Annotated in this window: 12 protein-coding genes and 2 pseudogenes; 5 read left to right on the forward strand and 9 right to left on the reverse strand. The window is 50.3% G+C overall.

Annotated features, from left to right (window positions below; translation table 11 throughout):
- Positions 1-8 precede the first annotated feature (8 nt).
- Positions 9-3,011 (reverse strand): SusC/RagA family TonB-linked outer membrane protein, encoded by a 3,003-nt coding sequence (locus E5355_RS06080; protein ID WP_136009599.1) that lies wholly within the window; start codon positions 3,009-3,011, stop codon positions 9-11.
- Between the two features lie 249 nt (positions 3,012-3,260).
- On the reverse strand, positions 3,261-4,919 hold the full coding sequence (locus tag E5355_RS06085; protein ID WP_136009600.1) for a DUF6377 domain-containing protein: 1,659 nt from the start codon (positions 4,917-4,919) through the stop codon (positions 3,261-3,263).
- 205 nt (positions 4,920-5,124) lie between these two features.
- Between E5355_RS06085 and E5355_RS06090 the strand changes: the two genes are divergently transcribed.
- Together E5355_RS06090 and E5355_RS06095 are read left to right on the forward strand one after the other, a co-directional pair.
- Positions 5,125-6,426, forward strand: a complete 1,302-nt coding sequence (locus E5355_RS06090) for a GNAT family N-acetyltransferase (protein ID WP_136009601.1) — start codon at positions 5,125-5,127, stop codon at positions 6,424-6,426.
- A gap of 30 nt (positions 6,427-6,456) precedes the next feature.
- Positions 6,457-6,924, forward strand: coding sequence for a hypothetical protein (locus E5355_RS06095; protein ID WP_136009602.1), 468 nt, complete (start codon positions 6,457-6,459; stop codon positions 6,922-6,924).
- A gap of 66 nt (positions 6,925-6,990) precedes the next feature.
- Here E5355_RS06095 and E5355_RS06100 read toward each other — a convergent pair whose 3' ends face one another.
- The 7 genes and pseudogenes from E5355_RS06100 to E5355_RS06130 all read right to left on the reverse strand — a co-directional run.
- Positions 6,991-8,127: an acyltransferase family protein gene (locus E5355_RS06100; protein WP_136009603.1), complete on the reverse strand. Its 1,137-nt coding sequence runs from the start codon at positions 8,125-8,127 to the stop codon at positions 6,991-6,993.
- A gap of 104 nt (positions 8,128-8,231) precedes the next feature.
- On the reverse strand, positions 8,232-8,771 hold the full coding sequence (locus E5355_RS06105; RefSeq protein ID WP_136009604.1) for a methylated-DNA--[protein]-cysteine S-methyltransferase: 540 nt from the start codon (positions 8,769-8,771) through the stop codon (positions 8,232-8,234).
- A gap of 29 nt (positions 8,772-8,800) precedes the next feature.
- A pseudogene (locus E5355_RS06110) lies at positions 8,801-9,033 on the reverse strand (type II toxin-antitoxin system mRNA interferase toxin, RelE/StbE family).
- A complete protein-coding gene (carB, locus tag E5355_RS06115; protein ID WP_136009605.1) occupies positions 9,030-12,290 on the reverse strand; it encodes a carbamoyl-phosphate synthase (glutamine-hydrolyzing) large subunit in 3,261 nt (1,086 codons plus the stop codon). Before carB ends, E5355_RS06110 begins: the two are co-directional and overlap by 4 nt.
- Before the next feature lie 215 nt (positions 12,291-12,505).
- The gene (carA, locus tag E5355_RS06120; RefSeq protein WP_136009606.1) at positions 12,506-13,714 is read right to left on the reverse strand and encodes a glutamine-hydrolyzing carbamoyl-phosphate synthase small subunit; all 1,209 of its coding nucleotides are present in this window, start codon (positions 13,712-13,714) and stop codon (positions 12,506-12,508) included.
- 113 nt (positions 13,715-13,827) lie between these two features.
- The gene (locus E5355_RS06125; RefSeq protein ID WP_136009607.1) at positions 13,828-15,711 is read right to left on the reverse strand and encodes an amidophosphoribosyltransferase; all 1,884 of its coding nucleotides are present in this window, start codon (positions 15,709-15,711) and stop codon (positions 13,828-13,830) included.
- Positions 15,712-15,823: 112 nt separating this feature from the next.
- Positions 15,824-16,310: pseudogene (locus E5355_RS06130) on the reverse strand (glutamine--fructose-6-phosphate aminotransferase); the annotation flags it as partial.
- A gap of 368 nt (positions 16,311-16,678) precedes the next feature.
- Here E5355_RS06130 and gltB point away from each other — a divergent pair.
- From gltB to asnB, 3 genes are all read left to right on the forward strand, one after another.
- A complete protein-coding gene (gltB, locus tag E5355_RS06135) occupies positions 16,679-21,229 on the forward strand; it encodes a glutamate synthase large subunit (RefSeq protein ID WP_136009608.1) in 4,551 nt (1,516 codons plus the stop codon).
- A gap of 210 nt (positions 21,230-21,439) precedes the next feature.
- On the forward strand, positions 21,440-22,798 hold the full coding sequence (locus E5355_RS06140) for a glutamate synthase subunit beta (RefSeq protein ID WP_136009609.1): 1,359 nt from the start codon (positions 21,440-21,442) through the stop codon (positions 22,796-22,798).
- Positions 22,799-22,839: 41 nt separating this feature from the next.
- Positions 22,840-24,567: an asparagine synthase B gene (asnB, locus tag E5355_RS06145; protein ID WP_136009610.1), complete on the forward strand. Its 1,728-nt coding sequence runs from the start codon at positions 22,840-22,842 to the stop codon at positions 24,565-24,567.
- Positions 24,568-24,624 lie beyond the last annotated feature (57 nt).

Here is a 24,624-nt window from a genome sequence, read left to right on the forward strand (position 1 = left end):
GTCAATCATTAAAAGTTAAAGTTTAATCCTACACTGAACGTACGGGAGATGGGGTAACGATTCTGATCTATTCCGTTAATACCCACTTCGGGGTCGAAACCGGAATATCCGGTGATGGTAGCCACATTCTCACAAGAGAGTGAAAGGCGTGCATTCTCAATCCGGGCTTTCTGCAACCACTGCTTCGGGAAAGTATATGAGAGTGTGATATTCTTCAAGCGCAGATAAGAACCATTCTCCACAAAGCGATCTGATACGCGTGTATTCTGATTGGGGTCGCCGAACACGGCACGCGGCATCGAATTACTGGTGCCCTCTCCTTGCCAACGCTCCAGTACGTCGATAGTCTGGTTATAGGCAGCTGCCATACCGGTATTGTCGATATTGTTGGCATTGTATATCTTATTTCCGGCTATACCTTGCAGGAAAACAGAAAGTTCGAAACCCTTATAGGAAAGGCTGTTGTTCATGGAGAACAGCCAACTTGGGTTCGGGTTACCGATGACGGTACGGTCACTATCATTGATGACACCATCGTTGTTCAAATCCCTGAAACGGATATCACCCGGCTCAGCTCCCGGCTGCACGGCATGTGTATTCACTTCAGACTGGTTCTGGAAGATTCCGTCCGTAACATAGCCGTAGAAGACATTAATGGGATAGTCCTTTGCTAGCATCGTTACATAGGAGTTATTGATTTGGTTAATGTAATAAGGAACGTCGCTGTTCAAATCCTTAATTTTATTCTTGTTGTAAGTGGCGGTCAGATTCGTTTCCCATCCCAGTTCACCCGTCAGGTTGATGGTATGCAGGCTCATTTCAATACCTTGATTACGTACTTTTCCGGCATTGGTATACGTGGTTGTAGTATCTTCAAATCCCGATGTGATGGGGATAGACGCCTTTACCAGCATGTCTCTCGTCTCCTTCAGATAAGCATCGAACGAGAACATAACGCGTGAATTGAACAGTGAGGCATCAAAACCGATGTTGGTTTGTGCCACCTCTTCCCAATGGATATACGGGTTGGCAAGAGTAGAAGAAACCAGCGCTGTCTGATTGCCGCTCGAAATGCCAAAAGGATATACACTGGTATTGTAGGATGCCAGATAGCTGTAGTTTCCAACACTTGCCTGGCTACCGGTCACACCGTATCCCGCACGCACTTTCAGGTCATTGATATAGTCGTTTTTTGGAAACCACTTTTCCTGAGAGGCACGCCATGCCACAGATACGGAAGGGAAAGTACCCCAGCGATGTTTCTTACCGAAACGGCTGGAACCGTCACGACGAATGGTTGCAGTCAGCAAATAGCGGTCTTCGTAAGAGTAGTTGACACGTGCCATGTAAGAGAGCAATGCCCACTCTGTCTCGTTTCCACCGATGGCATACATTTCCTCGCCATTATCCATTTCGTGCACATTGTCGAACATAAACACATTCTTCTGCGCATTCAGGTAGTCGTTGGTGTTCCATTGGGCAGACATACCAGCCATCAATCCCACACGATGTTTTTCTGCAAAAGTATGGTCGAATAGGAAATAGTTGTCCCACAAATAAGTGAACGACTTGTTATCGCTCTTATAACGTGAAGTCTCCTCTGTGGGAGTGGGTTTCCAGTTATACTTGGGGGTAAAGTTGTCTATGAACCAGAATTTGGCATCATAGCCGAAAGTACTTTTAAACTTAAGCCATTTGGTAAAAGTAAGTTCTGCCGTCAAGTTGGCCAGGAAGTTATATCCATCAGTCTGACTCTTGTTCAGTTCCGTCGGTCCAATGGGGTTGCGCGTGCTGCCATACCATTCCGAGTTACCATCAGGGCCACTCCAACTGCCATCTTCATTCTTCACCGGATAAATGGGGAGCGCTTTCAGTGCGTCGCCTATATTATAGCTGCCCGACTTCTTCGTATCGGCACTGAACGTAATGTTATTGGAGAACTTCAACCATTTCAAGACTTGCGCATCACTGTTGGACTGGAATGTGAAGCGACGGTAATTCACACTCTTCACGATACCGGACTGATCCAGAAAACCACCGGACACATAATAATGGGATTTCTCGTTACCGCCGGAATAACTTACCGTATAGTTCTGCATCACACCCGTACGGAGCAATTCATCCATCCAGTCGGTACCTGCACCCAATTCAGAAGGATTGGCCCATTCCGGATTAGGATTGCGTCCACTGTTCACCATCATGTCATTACTCAACTCGGCATACTGCGCCGCGTTCAATAAAGAAGGTACGTTCGTAGCATTCTGGAAAGAGTAATTGGCAGATACAGCAAGTTTTCCTTTTCCTTCCGTACCGCGTTTGGTGGTAATCATCACAACTCCATTGGCTCCCCGAGAACCGTAGATGGCTGTGGCCGAAGCATCCTTCAATACATCCAAACGTTCCACATCGGCCATATTCAAGGAAGACAAGCCCAAGTCGGTAGGCACTCCGTCAATCACGACCAGCGGGTCGCAGTTGTTGATAGAACCCAAACCACGAATCTTGATGGATACATTGTCTCCCGGTTTACCGGCATCTACAATCTGTACACCTGAGATTTTTCCCTGGATGGCTTGTCCCAAATTGGATACGGGGGAATCCTTGATATCCTTGTTGCCAATGGAGGACACTGCTCCTGTAAGGTCGCTTTTCTTCATGGTACCATATCCTATCACCACGACTTCATCCAGCATTTCGGTGTCTTCAGACAAAACTACCTGAAGCTGTTTCTGTCCTTTCACCTGAACCTCCTGGGTCTTATAGCCTACAAATGAAACGACAAGGGTACCGTTCGGAGACATGTTCAAAGAGAAATCACCGTCAATACCGGTTATTGTCCCATTTGTGGTTCCTTTTTCCATTACACTGGCGCCAATAACCGTTTCACCGGTCTGGTCTTTCACTACACCTTGTACTGTAATTTGCTGCGCGAACATGCACATCGGAAGTAACATCCCTATCAGACAAACCATCATCCGTAGCCTGCCGATTGGCATTTTGTACTTTTGCATAATATAAGAATTAAAAGTTAATAATAAAAACATAAATCACATGTGTCACTCTTTCCGAAGAGGAACAATGCAAATGTATCAGATAAGAGAGGTCAATAGTGGGAGAAAGAGTAAAAAAGTAGTGTATTACACCATTAAAACAGATTTAAAATTCTATTTATCAATAACATATAAAATCATTATACAACTAAAAAAGTAGTGGAAATATAAACGTATAAGAGACACTTTCAGGCTTCAAAATCCCAAATTTCAGTTCTTCGACTTGCCAATTTTCATCACTTCCTGTTCCAATAAGTCGCGGTCACCGGCAGCTTTATTGCGGACTTTCGTACGATAGTTATAAATAGTAGTAACGGAATACCGAAGGAATTGGGCTATCTTCACGCTGTCAGTAATACCCAAACGTATCAATGCAAAGATACGCAACTCTGTATTCATCCGTTCGCCATTTTTCAGGGATATTTGCTCATTATCGGCAAGCAGGGCATTGAAGTCTTCTACAAAAGTAGGAAACAGCTGCAGGAAAGTATTGTCAAAGTTGGTATAGAATTCCTTCAATTCTCCTTCTATAAATTTGGAAGACTTGATGTTCTTGTAAAGCTCTTCCACATTTCCGGTAGCGGCAATCTTTCCCAGCGACCGGCGGTAATTGTCCATCTTTTCCAAATAGACCGAGCACTGATCCATATATCGGCCGATATACTCCTCCTTCAGATAAGAGTTTTCAGCAATGCTATGGTTCGCCTCCTTGAGCTGTGCATTGGAGAGATGAAGCTCATTGTTCAGCTCCTTCAGCCGTTTGTTGGCATCAATCACTTCTCTGCGGGCAGCAGCCACTTTCTTCATCTGCTTGTACACATAGAATATGGCAAGCAACAGAAAAAGTGAAAGCAGGCTGATAGATACCAGTGCCCATTTCATCTGCTCTTGCTGCTTCTCTGTCTTTTGCTGGTAAGCATCATTAATGATAGGAAAGATTTCCAGAATCTCCAGCTTGCGCAATCGGGCATTGCAGGCGGCTGCGTCTTCCATACATATCTTCACATAAGAATAGGCACGCTCGATATCCCCTTCCTGGTAAAGCAGTACCGCGAGCTTGCGCAAAGAGACATATTCACGGACAGCGGTTTTCATATCCGCTATAGCAGAAACAATCAGGTATTCCTTTTCCTTCTCCTTGTCACCTTTCAGACGGTAAGACTCTGATAAAGTATAGGCACAAATCGCAACGTCGTGTTCATAGTCCTTCTGCTGTGCCAGATAATCTGTCAGCAAACGGATGGCCTTGTCACATTCATTGCGTACATTATACTGGTCGGACTGAATCAAGGTATGTATCAGAAGATTATCTTTATTGACCAGCAACAACGAATCACGATATCTGTCCGTAAGCTCCGCATAAAGCTTCTTTTCATATTCCGTCACAGCATAATCGGCCATAAGGCCATAGACCGTACGATAGATATGGTAATAATATGGACGGATAGCCTCCGATAACCGATTTGCATGAATATTCTGCATTAAATCCATACCCTCCTTATACATACCGGTCATTCCCAAAACATCTGCTTTATTCATGCGAGCATTGTCTATGTATTCCGGGTTTCCAAGACGTATGGCTATCCGTTCCCTCTCCTCGGCCACGTGCAATGCAGAATCCGTATTGAACGAACGGTACTCATCCAGCAATGTGCCAAGAATGGCAAAACGTTCTTCAGCCGGTATCTGCCGATACAACTGTCTTTTCAGCTCCACCAGCTTCAGCTCTTTCTGCTCCATATATATGGGACGCTCCTTTATCACCCGGTCCAGTTTCAGCAGCAAAGAATCCGCCCGGCTGCTGTTTGCAGCATAAAGGCGGCACATATAGATGGTACAAAGACACAAGAATATAATTATATTTTTCATACGGCTTTCTGATTAGTCAAAGGCAATACTTTTTGAGAATCCTCATGCAAAAGTAATTAAAATACCATAAAATCCTATTCTACTATCATTAAAAGCTCGAAAGCAGAGTGATAAAAGGGCATACTGCAAGCAAAAGATTTAAAATATTGAATTACCTTTACGGAGAATTCAAAGATAGACCATATCATAATATCATCCGATTATCATGGATATACACACATTCATTGCCAATTATCAGGAAGCTTTCGGCCAACGTGCCGAACTCCCCATCGCCTTTTGGTATTCAGACCGAATGGAGGCATCTACAGAGAAAGTAACCGGTTGTCTCTTCAAATGTATGAAACAAGTCAGAGACGGTAGAACCGTCAGTCTCAGCAACGAAACAATCGCCTGCGGAGGAGGTAAGTTCTATACCGGATTTACAGAAATGCCCGAGCGCGTCCCGGATTTCGTCTCCTTGAAAGAGAAATACAAGAAGACTCCCGAAATGGTGGTAGATTTTATCAGTGAACTACAGATTCCCAGAGCCGACAAGACCTACCTGCATTTTGCCCGCATAGACAAGATACCTTCCTTCGACGAAGTAGAAGGCGTGCTGTTCCTGCCCACGCCCGATATACTATCCGGGCTGGCGACATGGGCTTCTTTTGACAACAATGCATTAGATACCGTGGCAGCTCCATTCGGCTCCGGCTGTTGCTCCGTCATTACCCAAGCCATCATTGAAAACCGGAAACAAGGGAAACGTACTTTCCTGGGATTCTTCGACCCCTCCGTCCGCCCATACTTCGAAGCTGATTTATTAAGCCTCACTATCCCCATGTCGCGGTTCAAGGAGATGTATCACACCATGCGTGAAAGCTGTCTGTTCGATACACATGCCTGGGGAAAAATCAAGGAAAGGATACAGCTTTCCCAATCAGGAGACGTGCATATTCTCCCCTCTCCCATTTCCTTCCCCCTCCTTCCGGACATTTATCTGCAAGAAATCAGAATAGAAGATGCCGCAGCCATCTACTATGCCATCGACACACACCGGGATTACTTAAGAACATGGCTGCCATTCGTGGATAATATGCGTACGATAGCTGATGAAGAAGCTTTTTTACGCCAGGCACTATCCGCTCCTGCCGAACGGTATGAACCTATATTCGGCATTTGGAACCAACAGCATGAAATCTGCGGACTGATAGGTTTCCATTTCTCCGATTTCGACAACCACCGTACAGAACTCGGCTATTGGCTACTGCCGGAATACCAGCACCGGGGCATCATTACTGAAAGTGTCCGCAAGTTGTGCCTGTGGGCCGTACAAGAAAAAGAGATGAAACGGATACAAATTCGCTGTGCCGTGGATAACGCAGCCAGTAATGCTGTACCGGTTCGCCTCGGTTTCATCCATGAGGGAACAGAACGTTGCGGAGAACTGCTGGCTTCCGGAGAATATACAGATATACATATATACAGCATCTTGAAAGAAGAAGTGCTAGCCCATCTCAAACGATAATATATATATCAACGACTATTGAAATTATACATGGAACAACAACCTCATCTCAATGACCACAACAAGCAGGAGTACCCTCCCATGCACACAACGGAGCATATCATCAACCAAACCATGATAAGGTTATTCAGTTGCGGCCGCTCCATATCAGCACACATCGAACGGAAGAAGAGCAAGCTGGACTATCGTCTTGCCGACTGCCCTGCCGAAGAAGAAGTAAAGAAGCTGGAAGAAGCCGTAAACGAGGTTATCGCCCGGCATCTGCCCGTCACAACAGAATTCATCACGCAAGAGGAAGCACAAGGACGTTTCGACCTGAAGCGCCTGCCCGACAGTGCCTCCGAAACGGTACGTGTCGTGAAGGTAGGCGATTACGACGAATGTCTCTGCATCGGAGCACATGTAGAAAATACATCGGAAATCGGAACTTTCAAAATCATCAGCCACGATTGGGACGAAGAAGCAAAGCGCTGGAGAATGCGTTTTAAACTAGTCTGAAAAGAAAATCTCCCGCTGCACAAAACAATGCAACGGGAGATTTCATATCCATAGACAAATGTGGAACTATTTCTTTTTCCCTTTCAGGAAACGGTCTGTCAGCCACCTGCGCATCGGTTCGTCGTACAGTTTCAAACAAGCATAAGCAAGGACAACGGCTCCAACGAAAGTTAGTATCATATAAGGAATACCTTCCACCATTGTAGCGTTATTATTGCATACCCAAGCCGTATAAGTATATACCAGCGGATAATGGGTGATATAAATCGGATAGGAAATATCTCCCAGGAACTTACATACGGCAGTAGAGCGCTTACCGGTCACCTTGCCGCCCGCTCCCATTGAAACAATAACCGGAAAGATGCAGATAATGCAGAAAGCCTCGTAAAGCCCGTTCATCCAATAGCCGTCCTCACCTCCGATGCGGGGAATGGAAAGAACCACCACAATCAGCAGGCTACACCACCAGAAAGCACGCTTTTCAAGCCGTATCAGCCAGCCGAGGCGTGACAGAAGTAATCCGCCGAAGAACGGATACATCAGCCGGACCATCCCCACATACTGCTGTTCCCAGTTCAAAGCCCAACCACCCACAATATCGCCGGCAGGAGCAGTCAGGCAACGGTATATCGTGAAACAACCTGCCACAAACACCAGCACCGATAAGGCCACCTTATTGAACTTGCGCACAAACAGCGCATACAGAATATTACCGATATATTCATAATAGAGCGACCATGCCGGGCCATTCAACGGGTGCATCTCCGTCCAGCCGCGAATGTCGAACTTCAACGGAAGGGGAAGCAATGTGCAGCCCAGCAACATCACCAGCAGCATTGTTCCGATGGACGTATTCTCGATAGGCGGAAAACAAGGCGATTCCTGCAAATAGAAAAAGGCAGCTCCCACAATACTCCCCATAATCACCATAGGATGCAGGCGGATGATACGGCGTTTGAAGAAAGTGCCCACGGTCATCCGGTTCCAACGGTCATCATAAGCATAACCGATAACAAAACCGGAAAGCATGAAGAAGAAATCTACGGCCAGATAACCATGATTGATGATTTGAGCAAGATGGCTGCCTCCCGCATGTGCTTCAAAAAGATGGAAGATAATAACCATGACAGCTGCCACGCCACGAAGTCCGTCAAGAATCTCATAATGCGGTTTCGAGGCAAGATAAGTAGTCCGTGTATTCATTTTGATGTAAGATGTTTATTATTTACGCACAAAGATAGGAGTTTTTTCCAATAATAAAGCTGATAAATATCAGATAAGCTCCATCAATAAATTGACAGGAACGGCTATCCTATACGGGAGCCTGATGGTCGGTCGCAAGAGTCGGCTTCCAATGCCAGCATCCCCTGTTTGGCTGCCAATCCACCGGCATAGCCTATCAGCCTATGGTTGCTGCCCACCACCCGATGGCAGGGGATGAATATCGAAAGGGCATTCGCCCCATTGGCAGCCGCCACCGCGCGCACGGCTTTCGGATGGCCCAGCTTTCGTGAAAGTTCGCCATAGGACATGGTCTTTCCGTAAGGGATGTTCTGCAACTCCTGCCACACCGTCTGCTGGAATTCTGTTCCGACAGCAAGCAGTGGAACATCGAATATGGTCCGCTTACAGGCAAAATACTCATCCAACTGGATGATTGCCCGCGAAATAACTTCCGAAGTGCCTTCCTCATAATCGGCATGCAGTGCCTGCCGTATGCGCTTATCAATGGTCATTCTACGTTTCTCGTTCAGCATCCAGTCGCATAGGCAGAGTTTATCGCCGGAAGCGCCGAGGAGCAGGTCGCCATAAGGAGATTGATAGTATTGGATTAAAATTGTTTCCATCGAACTAATATTAAAAACACAATTGGGTATTAAAATAAATCAGAATGTGTTCCTGTATTGAGCAGAAGCAATGTTAATTCCTTATCATCCTGCTCCCATATCAATAACCCATCCGGCTTGACATGGCACTCCCCCCGCATCGCGCAAATTGCCCGGGCAGAAGATGAGGTTTGTATTCTGAAGGTAAGCTTCCCGTTTCTTGTAGAATTTCAATAACCTTCTGCAACAACAAGAGATTCAGCCCCCGCTTCTGGCATCTCATTTGTAGTCCGCCCACGACTTAATGGCCAAGTCGTCCGGCGTCATCGTGCAGAATGCATTGATGAACGCACTTGCCAGACGGGCATTCGTTATCAGCGGAATATTAAGGTCGATGGCAGCGCGGCGTATCTTGTAGCCGTTATCCAGCTCGCCTGCGGTGAGGTTCTTCGGGATATTGACCACCATGTCTATTTCCTTGCGGTGCAGCATGTCGAGTGCCTGCGGCTGTCGTTCGGGTTCGCTGGGCCAGTAGACGCGTGTATTCTCCACGCCATTCTCCGTAAGGAAGTTGCTGGAACCACCTGTGGCAAATATCTTATACCCCTTCTTCTGAAGCATACGCGCGGCAGAAAGCATGTCCACCTTCTGCTTCGGAGTACCGGTAGAAAGCAGGATATTCTTCTCGGGAATGCGGTAGCCCACGGAGAGCATCGCCTTGAGAATGGCGCAGGAAGTATCGCTGCCGATGCAACCCACCTCTCCCGTGCTTGCCATATCCACACCCAGCACCGGGTCTGCCTTCTGCAGACGGTTGAAGGAGAACTGGCTCGCCTTGATGCCTACATAGTCCAGGTCGAACAGATTCTTGTCCGGCTTCTGCACGGGGAGGCCAAGCATCACTTTCGTAGCCAGCTCAATAAGGTTTATCTTTAGCACCTTGCTGACAAACGGGAACGAACGGCTGGCACGGAGGTTACACTCAATCACCTTGATATCGTTTTCACGGGCCAGGTACTGGATGTTGAACGGACCGGAGATATTCAGCTCACGGGCTATCTCGCGGCTGATGCGCTTGATGCGGCGAACCGTCTCGACATACAACTTCTGCGGCGGGAACTGGATGGTAGCGTCGCCGGAATGTACCCCGGCAAACTCGATATGCTCACTGATGGCGTACGCAATAATCTCACCGTCCTGCGCCACAGCATCCATCTCCACCTCCTTGGCATGCTCAATGAACTGGCTTACCACTACGGGGTGTTTCTTGCTGACATTCGCTGCCAGCCTCAGGAAACGTTCCAGTTCCTCCCGGTTGGAGCAGACGTTCATCGCGGCACCGGACAATACATAGGAAGGCCGAACCAATACCGGGAAGCCCACTTTATCCACAAAGGCGTTGATATCCTCCAGAGAGGTCAGCGCCCGCCATTCGGGCTGGTCCACACCGATGCGGTCGAGCATGGCGGAGAACTTGTCACGGTCTTCGGCATTGTCGATGCTCTTGGCGCTTGTACCGAGGATAGGTACCTTCTGCGCATCGAGGCGCAAGGCTAGGTTGTTAGGAATCTGGCCGCCGGTAGAAACAATCACTCCGTGGGGATTCTCCAGTTCGAGAATATCCATCACGCGCTCGAAGGTAAGCTCGTCGAAATAAAGGCGGTCGCACATATCATAGTCCGTAGACACGGTTTCAGGATTATAGTTTATCATGACACTGCGGTAGCCCTCCTTGCGGATGGTGTTCAGAGCCTGCACGCCACACCAGTCGAACTCTACGGAAGAACCGATACGGTAGGCGCCGGAGCCCAATACGACGATGCTCTTCTTGTCGCCCAGATAATGAACGTCGTTGGCAACACCGCTATACGTCAGGTACAGATAGTTGGTCTGTGCGGGATATTCGGCGGCAAGAGTATCAATCTGCTTTACTACGGGCAAGATGCCTGCATGCTTACGATAGTTGCGAATGTACAGGATGCCGTTTTCCATGTCTCCTTCGAAGCCGATGGCACGGGCAATCTGGAAATCGGAAAAGCCTTGCACTTTTGCCTTGCGCAACAAGCCCACGGGGATTGTTGACAGTTGATGATTGACAGTTGATAATTCAGCATTGGAAGTTGACAGCTGGAAGGAGTGCAACTCCTTTGACGTCTTCATGATGTTCATCAGCTTTTCGAGGAACCATTTGTCAATCTTGGTCAGCTCGTGCACCTGGTCTACCGTATATCCGGCACGGAAAGCTTTTGAAATGACAAAGATGCGCTTGTCGGTAGGTTCGCGCAGAGCCTTGTCGATATCGGATATTACAAGTTCCTTGTTCTCTACGAAGCCGTGCATACCCTGGCCTATCATGCGAAGCCCCTTTTGGATAGCTTCCTCAAAAGTGCGGCCGATAGCCATTACTTCGCCGACCGATTTCATGGAAGAACCGAGCTCCTTGTCCACCCCGTGGAACTTGCCCAAGTCCCAACGCGGTATCTTGCAGACCACATAGTCCAGAGCAGGTTCAAAGAAAGCGCTTGTCGTCTTCGTCACAGAGTTGTTCAAGTCGAACAAGCCATAGCCCAAGCCAAGTTTCGCCGCTACAAATGCCAACGGATAACCCGTTGCTTTAGAGGCCAATGCGGATGAACGGCTCAAGCGTGCATTCACCTCGATTACCCGGTAGTCTTCGCTCATCGGGTCGTAAGCGTACTGTACGTTACACTCTCCTACAATGCCGATATGACGGATAATGCGGATAGCTAGTTCACGTAATTTATGATAGTCCGTATTGCTCAACGTCTGCGACGGGGCAATAACGATGGACTCGCCCGTATGGATGCCCAGCGGGTCGAAGTTTTCCATGTTACAAACCGTGACACAGTTGTCAAAACGGTCGCGTACCACCTCGTATTCCACTTCCTTCCAGCCCTTCAGTGATTTCTCCACCAACACCTGCGGAGAGAAGGAGAAGGCCTTCTCCACCAGCACATTCAGTTCTTCTTCATTGTCGCAGAAACCCGAACCCAATCCGCCGAGCGCGTATGCGGCACGCACGATGACCGGATATCCCAGTTCCCGGGCTGCGCGACGGGCATCGTCCGCGTTCTCCACAGCTTCGCTCTTGATGGTCTTTACGTCAATCTCATTCAGTTTCTGCACAAAAATCTCACGGTCTTCCGTGTCAATGATAGCCTGCACGGGAGTGCCTAGAACTTTCACCCCGTACTTCTCGAAAACCTTGTCTTTATAGAGGGAAACACCGCAGTTCAGCGCCGTCTGTCCGCCAAAAGCAAGCATGATGCCGTCCGGACGCTCTTTCTCTATCACCTTCTCCACAAAGTAAGGAGTGACGGGCAGGAAGTAAATCTGGTCGGCAACTCCTTCCGAGGTCTGCACCGTGGCTATGTTCGGGTTGATGAGAACCGTGTAGATACCTTCCTCCTTCAACGCCTTGAGTGCCTGCGAACCGGAATAGTCAAATTCTCCCGCCTCACCGATTTTCAGTGCGCCGGAACCAAGCAGCAGGACTTTCTTTATATTGTTTTCTTTCATTTGCATATCTGTTTATTAAAAAGTGTAACGACAGTAATAAAACCTTATCTTTTTTTTACTTTCACAATCAGTCGCCAATTGAATGGCATTGAGTCAGGGACTGAAAGGCATTCACTCAGGGACTGAATGGCATTGAGTCAGGGACTCATTATAGCATTTTCTTACACACTGATTACCAGACGGTTATGAACACAACCCATATTGGTAAAATTCTCTTACTGTAACAGTTTAACGAACTCGTCGAAAAGGAACTCCGTATCCGTCGGCCCGCTGGCAGCTTCGGGGTGGAACTGTGCGGAGAACCAAGGATTTCGCTTATGCCGGATGCCCTCATTGGAGCCATCGTTCATATTGATGAACAACGGTTCCCAGTCTTCCGACAGCGTGTTGTTGTCTACGGCGTAACCATGATTCTGGGAGGTGATGAAACAACGCTCAGTACCCACCATGCGCACCGGCTGGTTATGGCTGCGGTGTCCATATTTCAGTTTGTATATCTTGGCGCCCCCCGCCTTGGAAAGCAGCTGGTTCCCCATACATATGCCGAAGATAGGCAGTTTCTCGTTTTGCATCGCCTTGCGGATATTCCGTACGGCAGCATCGCAGGTATCAGGGTCGCCGGGACCGTTGGAGATGAACAGACCGTCGAACTCCAGCCCGTTATAATCGTAGTTCCAGGGAACACGGACCACTTCGACACCACGCCTCAGCAGACAACGGATGATGTTGTGCTTGACACCGCAATCCACAAGCACTACGCGTTTCCGTTGAGAACCGGCAGTTGACAATTGACAATTGAGCTGCGCCGTGGGGGTGCCGGTGTCAAAACGACGGCTTTCTGTTCCGCCATATACGATGATGTCCTTGCAACTGACCTTATCCACATAGTTTATCTCACCATAATCGTCCTTTGGCAATTGTTTATTGTCCATTTCATCGTCGAAAACTATACGCCCCATCATCACCCCGTGCTCGCGAAGCACTTTGGTCAGTTCGCGGGTATCAATGCCCATAATTCCCGGAATCTGTTCGCGTTTCAGCCAGTCGCCCAGGCTTTCCACGGCATTCCAGTGGCTGTAGTTTTCGGAATAATCGCTGACGATAATGGCTTCGGCATGGATATGCTCACTCTCCATGAAGGTAGCAAGCCCGTCCGGTTCGAGCGTGAAAGGCGGCACACCGTAATTGCCCGCCAACGGATAGGTCAGGGTCATCAACTGCCCGGCATACGAAGGGTCGGTCAGGCTTTCGGGATAACCCGTCATGGCCGTATTGAAAACGACCTCTCCCGCTACCGGCTTTTCAAAGCCAAACGATTTGCCGCAAAACACGGTGCCGTCATCCAGGAGAAGCCTCACTCCCTTTCCCTCCCCCCGTAGGCAGGAGGAAGAAGTTACATTCACTTTGTCATTGTTGCTATTCATAAATATATTGTTAATCAAATAATTATTCCATTACAATTCAATCATCCTCTCCCCATTGCCGTTCTATCTCCTCCCCCTCCACTACGGGAGAGGGGAGTTGGGGGAAGAGGCTTTTAAAATTGATAGACTTGTTCTACATAATCAATAAATGCCTTGTTCAGCAGTTTCACACCGCCCAGCGTAGGATAATCGCCGCTGAAGTACCAGTCGCCAGCATGCTTGGGGCAGGCCTCATGCAGCCCTTCGAGAGGCTGGTAGACAATCTGTACCTTGGCTTTCGTCCCTTTGGGAGTGAGCAGTTCCACCATCTTGGCAGAGATTTCTTCGTCTGTGAAAGGAGCATAAATCTCCTTCACATAATTCACCATCTGCTCTTTGGGCAGTCCCACCTGCTCTTTGGACTTGCGGTAGGCGGCGGCTATTACATCGCGCATCTCACGCTCCTTCAGCAGTTCCACGGCAGCCTTGAAAGCGATGAATTCACTCATCCGGGCCATGTCGATGCCATAATAGTCGGGATAACGTACCTGCGGTGAAGAGCTCACAATGACTATCTTCTTCGGACTCAAACGGTCGAGAATACCGATGATGCTCTGTCTCAAGGTGGTTCCGCGCACTATCGAGTCGTCGATGACCACCAGGTTATCCACTCCCGGAACGAGGCTTCCGTAAGTGATGTCGTACACATGGGCGGCAAGGTCGTTCCGGCTGTTTCCTTCGGCAATGAAGGTACGCAGCTTAATGTCCTTGATAGCCACCTTCTCGCTCCGTATGCGCCGTGACAAGATATGCTCCAGCTCTTCATGGCTGGGACTATGCCCCAAGGCGGCAATCTGCTGCACCTTCTCCTCGTTGAGGTAGTTGTCCAATCCTTGCAACATTCCGTAGAAGGCGACTTCCGCCGTATTGGGGATGAAAGAAAAGACGGTATGATCCACATCGTTGTCGATGGCTTTCAATATGTTGGGTACAAGTTTCTCGCCCAACAGTTTACGTTCCCGGTAAATATCCGTATCACTGCCCCGGCTGAAGTAGATGCGCTCGAAGGAACAAGGCTTCATCTTGCGCGGCTTGTTGATTTGCGCGGTACGCACCTTGCCGGACTTGTTGATAAACACGGCTTGTCCGGGTTGCAGCTCCTTGATGGAACCGACAGGAACATTAAGGGCTGTCTGTATCACGGGACGTTCACTGGCAAGCACCGCTATTTCGTCATCCTGATACCAGAAGGCAGTACGGATGCCCCACGGGTCGCGTACGGCAAAAGTCTCTCCGCTTCCGGTGAGCCCACACATCACGTATCCCCCATCCCACTCCTTGCTCGAAGTGCGCAACACGTTGGCAAGATCGATGTAGCCTTCTATGTAATGGGTGATGTCCATACCTGCCAGCCCCTCTGCTTCGGCAAGGTTGAAGAGGCGCTCCACTTCGCGGTCAAGGCGATGCCCCAACTGCTCCAGTATGATGTAGGTATCGGCATATTTGCGAGGATGCTGTCCGATGGCGGTAATGCGTGCGAAGATTTCATCTACGTTCGTCATGTTGAAGTTGCCGCAGAGGGCAAGATTCTTGGCACGCCAGTTGTTTCTCCGGAGAAACGGGTGCACATACGAGATGCCGGACTTGCCGGTAGTGGAGTAGCGCAGGTGTCCCATATAAACCTCCCCGGCAAAAGGCAGCACGCGCTTGGCATATTCCGCATCATGCAACTGCTCCTTGGTCAAGTCCTTGAAGTGACTCTGCACCGTACCGAAAATTTCGGTAATGGCACTCGGACCGAGAGCACGCTCACGGAACATATATTCCTCGCCGGGACTGGCTTCCAGTTTCACACAGGCCAGTCCGGCACCCTCTTGCCCGCGATTGTGTTGTTTCTCCATCAGAAGATAGAGCTTGTTCAGTCCATACATCCATGTTCCGTACTTCTCTTCATAGTACTCCAACGGTTTCAGCAGGCGTATCATGGCAACGCCACATTCATGCTTCAGTTGTTCCATCTTTGCATTTACAATTTACCATTTACAATGTACAACTTTAAGTGTACAATTTTCTTTTTCTATATAGCGTACATATTTACATTTACATCTCCCCAAGCGCAGCCCGATTGCAAATGGCATACGCCCCAGTCACTTCCTGCAAGGCAAGTCGCACCGCCGTCAGTAAGTCCAATATGGTTTGTCACCTGAATATGTTCAATGAACTGTACCGGCACCTCGGTATCAGTGCTGCTTTCAAATAGATAACCTTTGGCTTGAAGTTTTTCTTTAAGGACGGCGTAGTTTTCAATGATGCCGTTATGGATGAGGGCGAGGCGTTCGGAAGAGGAATAATGGGGATGGGCATTGACGGAGCAAGGTTCTCCATGAGTAGCCCAACGTGTATGTGCAATATCAATGCTACCGGAAATATCTTTTTGAGCAACGAAAGCTTCAAGTTCCGAAACCTTACCTTTCGCTTTGTATATGTTCAACTGTCGGTTATCACTGATTAATGCTACCCCCGCACTATCATATCCACGGTACTCCAACCGCTTCAGACCTTTGATAAGAATGGGGCAGGCTTTCCTTTGACCTATATAGCCTACTATTCCACACATAATGTATCAGTATTTGATTTTGCGCTGCAAATATATATATTCTTAAGAACATAAAGTTAACTTTTCCACTATTTATTTATCAGAAGAATAGGAAAAAGTTGTTTTTATATCAAAAAGTTAAAGAAATCATTATTTTATAAGCAAAAGGCTTAATTTACAAATCAAAACCAAACCATCCGATTTTGATTTAGGATTAAAAGAAAACATAGGGTATTTTCCGTCAATTCATAACATTATCCCCTATCGCAGGAATTTTGCAAGAAAGAAGGCAGGGATTTATGTTATCATTTTGCAGTTAATACAATATATTTGCCAAACATTTTGACACCACAAATAATATTATCCAGCAATAAAGAAAGTTTATAGTCATGAAACAAGAACTTTTTAACAGCAAAACAAAAGTAGAGGATTACCAACGACAGCCCAAACAGTTGGGCTTGTATGAGGCATCCCATGAGCATGATGCCTGCGGGGTAGGCATGCTGGTCAATATCCAGGGAGGGAAATCACACGAACTGGTAGAATCGGCATTGAAGGTACTGGAAAACATGCGCCACCGTGGAGCGGAAGGAGCGGACAACAAAACCGGAGACGGCGCCGGCATTATGTTGCAGATACCGCACGAATTCATTCTGTTGCAGGGCATTCCCGTTCCCGAGAAAGGGAAATACGGCACCGGCCTGCTTTTCCTTCCCAAAGACGAGAAAGACCAGGCAACCATCTTGAGCGTCATTATCGAAGAGATTGAAAAGGAGGGATTGACCCTGATGCATCTGCGCAACGTGCCCACTTGCCCCGAAATATTGGGAGAAGCGGCTCTTGCCAACGAACCGGACATCAAGCAAATTTTCATTACCGGATTTACGGAAAGCGAAACTGCCGACCGCAAACTCTATATAATAAGGAAAAGGATAGAGAACAGAATACGCAAGTCGGACATCCCTACCCGCGAGGATTTCTACATCGTCTCGCTCTCTACGAAGAATATCGTCTACAAAGGCATGCTCTCTTCCTTGCAGTTGCGCAACTACTTCCCCGACCTCACCAACAGCTACTTCACCAGCGGGCTGGCACTGGTACACTCCCGTTTCAGCACCAACACTTTTCCCACCTGGGGACTGGCACAGCCTTTCCGCCTGCTGGCACACAACGGCGAAATCAATACCATCCGTGGCAACCGCGGCTGGATGGAAGCCCGTGAGAGTGTACTCTCCTCTCCCGCCCTGGGAGACATCCGGGAGATACGCCCCATCGTGCAACAGGGCATGAGCGACAGTGCCTCGCTGGACAATGTGCTCGAGTTCCTCATCATGTCAGGCCTGAGCCTGCCGCACGCCATGGCCATGCTCGTACCGGAATCGTTCAACGAAAAGAATCCCATCAGCGAAGACTTGAAAGCTTTCTATGAATACCACTCCATCCTGATGGAGCCGTGGGACGGACCGGCGGCACTGCTTTTCAGCGACGGGCGCTATGCAGGCGGCATGCTCGACAGGAACGGACTGCGCCCTGCACGCTACCTGATTACGCAGGGCGGCATGATGGTAGTGGCCAGCGAAGTCGGCGTGATGGATTTCGAGCCGGGAGACATCAAGGAAAAAGGACGACTGCAACCGGGCAAGATACTGCTTATAGACACCGAGAAAGGCGAAATATATTATGACGGCGAACTGAAGAAACAACTTGCCGAAGCCAAACCATACCGCACCTGGCTGGCCGGCAACCGCATCGAGCTGGACGAACTGAAAAGCGGTCGGAAAGTCTCCCATAGCGTGGAGAACTACGACAGCATGCTGCGCATCTTCGGCTACTCCAAAGAAGACGTGGAACGGCTGATTGTCCCGATGTGTACCACCGGTGCCGAACCCATCAACTCCATGGGCAATGATACACCGCTTGCCGTACTATCGGACAAGCCGCAACTGCTGTACAACTATTTCCGCCAGCAGTTTGCCCAAGTCACCAACCCTCCCATCGACCCGATACGCGAAGAACTGGTAATGTCGCTGACCGAATACATCGGAGCCGTAGGCATGAACATACTGACACCCAGCGAAAACCATTGCAAGATGGTGAGGTTGAACCACCCCATCCTGAACAATGCTCAGCTGGATATTCTCTGCAACATCCGGTACAAAGGCTTCAAGACCGTGAAGCTGCCCCTGCTCTTCGAAGTGGCAAAAGGGTGTCGGGGATTGCAGGAAGCATTGGCAACCCTCTGCAAGCAGGCAGAAGAATCCGTCAACGAAGGGGTGAACTACATTGTGCTTTCCGACCGCGACGTAGACGCCGCCCATGCCGCCATTCCGTCACTGCTTGCCGTGTCGGCAGTACACCATCATCTTATCTCTGTGGGCAAACGGGTGCAGACGGCACTGATTGTAGAAAGCGGTGAAATCCGCGAAGTGATGCACGCCGCACTGCTACTGGGTTTCGGAGCCAGCGCACTGAATCCGTACATGGCTTTTGCTGTCATCGACAAACTGGTGAACGAAAAGGAAATACAGCTCGACTACGCCACTGCCGAAAAGAAATATATCAAGTCCGTCTGCAAAGGCTTGTTCAAGATTATGAGCAAGATGGGCATCAGCACCATCCGTTCTTACCGGGGCGCGAAGATTTTCGAGGCCGTAGGACTGAGCGAGGAATTGAGCAATGCCTACTTCGGCGGATTGAGTTCACGCATCGGAGGCATACGCCTGGATGAAGTGGCACGTGATGCCATCGCCTTCCACAAGGAAGGGATGGAGGTTATTAAAAAGAAGGGGGAAGCGGAGCTATTGCCGAACCGCGGACTGTATGCCTTCCGCAAGGATGGTGAGAAGCATGCCTGGAACCCGGAAACCATCAGCACACTGCAACTTGCCACACGACTGGGAAGCTATAAGAAATTCAAGGAGTTCACTGCCATGGTAGACGGCAAGGAAGCTCCCGTCTTCCTGCGCGACTTCCTCGACTTCCGCCGCGCTCCTATCAGCATAGACCGGGTGGAACCGGTAGAGAACATCGTACAGCGTTTTGTCACCGGCGCCATGTCCTACGGCTCCATCAGCCGCGAAGCCCACGAAGCCATGGCTATTGCCATGAACAAGCTGCACGGCCGGAGCAATACGGGCGAAGGAGGCGAAGACCGGGCACGCTTCACACCACGCGAAGACGGCACCAGCCTGCGCAGCGCCATCAAGCAGGTGGCTTCAGGACGTTTCGGTGTCACCGCAGAATATCTGGTGAATGCGGACGAAATACAGATAAAGATTGCCCAAGGCGCCAAGCCGGGCGAAGGCGGACAGCTGCCGGGCTTCAAAGTGGATGAAGTGATTGCCAAGACCCGCCACTCCATCCCGGGCATCTCGCTGATTTCCCCCCCGCCCCACCACGACATTTACTCCATCGAAGACTTGGCACAGCTCATCTTCGACCTGAAAAACGTGAACCCACGGGCGAAAATCAGCGTAAAGCTGGTGGCAGAAAGCGGTGTGGGCACCATTGCCGCCGGCGTGGCAAAGGCAAAGGCTGACTTGATAGTCATATCGGGTGCGGAGGGCGGCACGGGAGCCTCTCCTGCATCATCTATCCGCTATGCCGGCATCTCGCCCGAACTCGGTTTGAGCGAAACGCAACAGACACTGGTGCTGAACGGCCTGCGCGGGCAAGTGATGTTGCAGGTGGACGGACAGCTCAAAACAGGCCGCGACATCATACTGATGGCAATGCTCGGAGCCGAAGAATTCGGTTTCGCTACAAGTGCCCTGATTGTACTGGGTTGCGTAATGATGCGCAAATGCCACCAGAACACCTGCCCCGTAGGGGTGGCGACACAGAACCAAGAACTGCGCAAACGCTTCCGCGGACGCAGCGAGTATCTGGTGAACTTCTTCAAGTTCCTGGCGCAGGAAGTACGCGAATACCTGGCGGAAATCGGTGTGGAACGCCTGGATGACATCATTGGACGCACAGACCTTATCGTCCGCAAGCCGGATGACGGAATCAGGAAACATCAGTTGATAAGCTTCGACAAACTACTGGCACGCGTGGACAACGAAGCCGCCATTCGCCACGTCACCGACCAACAGCATGGCATCGACCATGTAAAAGACGTGGAGATGCTGCATGCAGCTGCCGAAGCCGTAGAGAACCAGAAGGAAATCTCACTGGAATACACCATCGCCAATACCGACCGTGCCTGCGGTGCCATGCTCTCTGGTACCATTGCCTCAAAATACGGAGAAAAAGGACTGCCCGAACATACGCTGAACGTGAAATTCAAGGGCTCTGCCGGACAAAGCTTCGGCGCCTTCCTTGTGTCGGGTGTAAACTTCAAGCTGGAAGGCGAAGCCAATGATTATCTGGGCAAAGGTCTGAGTGGCGGACGCATCGCCGTCCTGCCTCCGGTACGGAGCAACTTCGAGGCAGAGAAGAACACGATTGCAGGCAACACCCTGCTTTATGGCGCCACAAGCGGCGAGGTTTACATCAACGGCCGTGCAGGCGAGCGCTTTGCCGTCCGCAACTCCGGTGCCATAGCCGTAGTGGAGGGAGTAGGCGATCACTGTTGTGAATACATGACCGGCGGACGCGTGGTAGTCCTCGGACAGACGGGACGCAACTTTGCCGCAGGCATGTCCGGCGGTGTTGCCTACGTCTGGAACCGGGACGGCAACTTCGACTACTTCTGCAACATGGAAATGGTGGAGCTGAGCCTCATCGAAGAGGCCTCCTACCGCAAGGAACTGCATGAACTCATCCGCCAGCACTACCTCTATACCGGTTCCAAACTGGCACGCACCATGCTCGATGACTGGCCACGCTATGCCGACCAGTTCATCCAGGTAGTCCCTATCGAATACAAAAAGGTGCTGCAAGAGGAGCAGATGCAGAAATTGCAACAAAAAATTGCAGAAATGCAGAGAGACTATTAAAGCCTCTCCCTCCACCCCCTCCCCCGTAGGGAGGAGGAGGAAATAGTACTGAGAAACAATGAACGACCTACAATATATATGTAGATACAGAAAAAGAGATTTACATCAAATAATACTAACCACTTAAACAAGCGTTACCTCACGCACACCCTCACAGCGCAGCCCTCCCCCTCCCTACGGGGGGGAGGGGGCCGGGGGGAGAGGCTTTATATGGGAGACCCTAAAGCATTCCTCAATATCCCCCGCCAAGAGGCGGGTTACCGTCCGATACACGAACGTATCACAGACTTCAGCCAAGTGGAACAGACACTGAACAGTCACGACCGCAAGCTCCAGGCCTCACGCTGCATGGACTGTGGCGTACCTTTCTGCCACTGGGCATGTCCGCTGGGCAATAAAGACCCGGAATTCCAAGACGCACTCTACCGGGGCAAATGGCACGAAGCCTATCAAATACTGAACAGTACGAATGATTTTCCGGAATTTACGGGACGCATCTGCCCTGCCCTTTGCGAGAAGTCGTGCGTACTGAAACTCTCGTGCGACGAGCCGGTCACTATCCGCGAGAACGAAGCCGCCATTGCCGAAGCTGCCTTTCGCGAGGGCTACATCACACCGTGCAAGCCCGAACGTAACGGAAAGAAGGTAGCCGTTATCGGGGCAGGCCCTGCCGGATTGAGTGTCGCCGTACGGCTGAACGCCAAAGGTTACGAAGTTACCCTATTCGATAGCAAACCGATGCCGGGAGGACTGCTGCGTTATGGCATTCCCAACTTCAAACTGGACAAAGCCGTCATCGACCGCCGCATGAAAATCCTCGAAGCCGAAGGAATCTTGTTCAAGATGGGAGTCCATGTCGATGTACAGAAACTGCCCGCCGGATTCGATGCCTACACCATTTGTACCGGTACGCCCACCGCCCGCGACCTCTCCATTCCGGGCAGGGAGCTGAAAGGTATCTACTTTGCCCTCGACATGCTGGCACAGCAGAACCATATTCTGGATGGAGATACCTTCCCGAAAGACCAGCTCGTCAACGCCCGCGGCAAACGGGTACTCGTCATCGGCGGCGGCGATACCGGGTCCGACTGCATAGGCACCAGCATCCGACAGGGAGCCGTCAGCGTAACCCAGATTGAAATCATGCCCCAACCGCCCATAGAACACAACCCGGATACTCCCTGGCCTCAATGGCCCGTCGTACTGAAAACCACCAGTAGCCACGAAGAAGGCTGTACCCGTCGATGGTCTCTCGCCTCCACCCGGTTCATCGGGAAGAACGGCAGGGTATGCGGTGTGGAAGTGGAAGAAGTGGAGTGGCTTCCGGCAACAGACGGTAGCCGCCCTACCATGAAACCTACGGGTAAGAAAGAGGTCATCGAAGCCGATATGGTACTTCTTGCCATGGGTTTCCTCAAGCCCGAGCAACCGAAGTTTGCAGAGAACGTATTCGTGGCAGGCGATGCCGCCCACGGTGCCAGCCTCGTGGTACGTGCCTTGGCCGACGGACGACGAGTGGCAACAGAGATAGACCGTTACCTCAATCCCCTAAAAGAAAACAAGAAATGATTTCCCTTTCTTTAATTTTTAACCTTTAATTTTTAATTCTCATGTGTGGAATAGCAGGAATCTTCAACATACAGTCTCAAACTCCTGAGTTGAGAAACAAAGCGCTACGGATGGCGCAGAAAATCCGTCATCGCGGACCGGACTGGAGTGGTATCTACGTAGGCGGCTCCGCCATCCTCGCCCACGAACGCCTCTCCATTGTCGACCCGGAATCCGGTGGACAACCCTTATATTCACCCGACCGCAAACAGGTGCTTGCCGTCAACGGCGAGATTTACAACCATCGCGACATCCGTGCCCGCTATGCCGGAAAATACGCCTTCCAGACCGGTTCCGACTGCGAAGTCATCCTTGCCCTTTACAAAGACAAAGGCATCCGCTTCCTCGAAGAGCTGAACGGCATCTTCGCCTTCGCCCTCTATGATGAAGAAACGGACGATTACCTCATCGCCCGCGACCCCATCGGCGTAATCCCCCTTTATATAGGACGCGACAAGGATGGACACATCTACTTCGGCAGTGAGCTGAAAGCCCTTGAGGGTTTCTGCGACGAGTACGAGCCTTTCCTTCCCGGCCACTACTATCGTGGGTGCGAAGGCAAGATGCACCGCTGGTACACCCGCGACTGGATGGACTATACCTCTGTGAAGGACAACTATACCCCTGCCGCCGAACGCAACGCCGCGCCGGCTTCGATAGGCCGGACAGCCTACGGCACACAAGTCACTGCCGTGCACGACGCCCTTGAAGCCGCCGTACAGCGCCAGTTGATGTCCGACGTCCCCTACGGTGTCCTGCTCAGTGGCGGACTCGATTCTTCCGTCATCTCTGCCATCGCCAAGAAATATGCCGCCAAACGCATCGAGACAGACAACAAGGCAGATGCCTGGTGGCCGCAGCTCCATTCCTTCGCCGTCGGCTTGAAGGGTGCTCCCGACTTGATTAAAGCCCGCGAAGTGGCCCGTCATATCGGTACCGTGCATCACGAGATAAACTATACCGTTCAAGAAGGCCTCGATGCTGTCCGCGACGTCATCTATTTCATTGAGACTTACGACATAACCACTGTCCGCGCCTCCACCCCCATGTATCTGCTGGCACGTGTCATCAAAAGCATGGGCATCAAGATGGTACTCAGCGGCGAAGGTGCGGACGAGGTGTTCGGCGGTTATCTTTACTTCCACAAGGCGCCCACACCGCAAGCCTTTCACGAAGAAACCGTGCGCAAGCTCTCCAAACTGCATCTGTACGACTGCCTCCGTGCCAACAAAAGCCTTGCAGCCTGGGGAGTGGAAGGACGTGTCCCCTTCCTCGACAAAGAATTCCTGGATATTGCCATGCGCATCAATCCGGCAGTCAAGATGTGCCCCGGCAAGGAGATAGAAAAGAAAGTAGTCCGCGAAGCCTTTGCCGACATGCTCCCACAGAGCGTTGCCTGGCGGCAGAAAGAACAGTTCTCCGACGGTGTGGGCTACAGTTGGATTGATACGCTGAAAGCCGTCACTGCCGCTGCCGTCAGCGACGAACAGATGGTACATGCAGCCGAACGTTTCCCGATACATACCCCGCAAAACAAGGAGGAGTATTACTACCGCACCATCTTCGAAGAGCATTTCCCCAGTGAAAGCGCAGCCCGGAGTGTTCCCAGCGTACCCAGTGTGGCATGCTCCACCGCCGAAGCGCTGGCATGGGACGCCTCTTTCCAAGGAAAGAACGACCCCAGCGGACGAGCAGTAGCGGGGGTACACGAAGAAGCATACAAGGATTAAAAAAAGAGCTGCCGACAGATTTCCTGCCAGCAGCTCTTCTCATTTTTTATTTATCAA

The organism is Bacteroides muris (ex Afrizal et al. 2022) (assembly GCF_004793475.1).
Taxonomy (GTDB): Bacteria; Bacteroidota; Bacteroidia; order Bacteroidales; family Bacteroidaceae; genus Bacteroides; species Bacteroides muris.

Coding starts and splice junctions, on each gene's coding strand:
- gltB (WP_136009608.1), top strand. CDS start 16,679: ATGAAACAAGAACTTTTTAACAGCAAAACAAAAGTAGAGGATTACCAA.
- carA (WP_136009606.1), bottom strand. CDS start 13,714: ATGAATAGCAACAATGACAAAGTGAATGTAACTTCTTCCTCCTGCCTA.
- E5355_RS06105 (WP_136009604.1), bottom strand. CDS start 8,771: ATGGAAACAATTTTAATCCAATACTATCAATCTCCTTATGGCGACCTG.
- E5355_RS06090 (WP_136009601.1), top strand. CDS start 5,125: ATGGATATACACACATTCATTGCCAATTATCAGGAAGCTTTCGGCCAA.
- E5355_RS06100 (WP_136009603.1), bottom strand. CDS start 8,127: ATGAATACACGGACTACTTATCTTGCCTCGAAACCGCATTATGAGATT.
- carB (WP_136009605.1), bottom strand. CDS start 12,290: ATGAAAGAAAACAATATAAAGAAAGTCCTGCTGCTTGGTTCCGGCGCA.
- asnB (WP_136009610.1), top strand. CDS start 22,840: ATGTGTGGAATAGCAGGAATCTTCAACATACAGTCTCAAACTCCTGAG.
- E5355_RS06140 (WP_136009609.1), top strand. CDS start 21,440: ATGGGAGACCCTAAAGCATTCCTCAATATCCCCCGCCAAGAGGCGGGT.
- E5355_RS06085 (WP_136009600.1), bottom strand. CDS start 4,919: ATGAAAAATATAATTATATTCTTGTGTCTTTGTACCATCTATATGTGC.
- E5355_RS06095 (WP_136009602.1), top strand. CDS start 6,457: ATGGAACAACAACCTCATCTCAATGACCACAACAAGCAGGAGTACCCT.
- E5355_RS06125 (WP_136009607.1), bottom strand. CDS start 15,711: ATGGAACAACTGAAGCATGAATGTGGCGTTGCCATGATACGCCTGCTG.
- E5355_RS06080 (WP_136009599.1), bottom strand. CDS start 3,011: ATGCAAAAGTACAAAATGCCAATCGGCAGGCTACGGATGATGGTTTGT.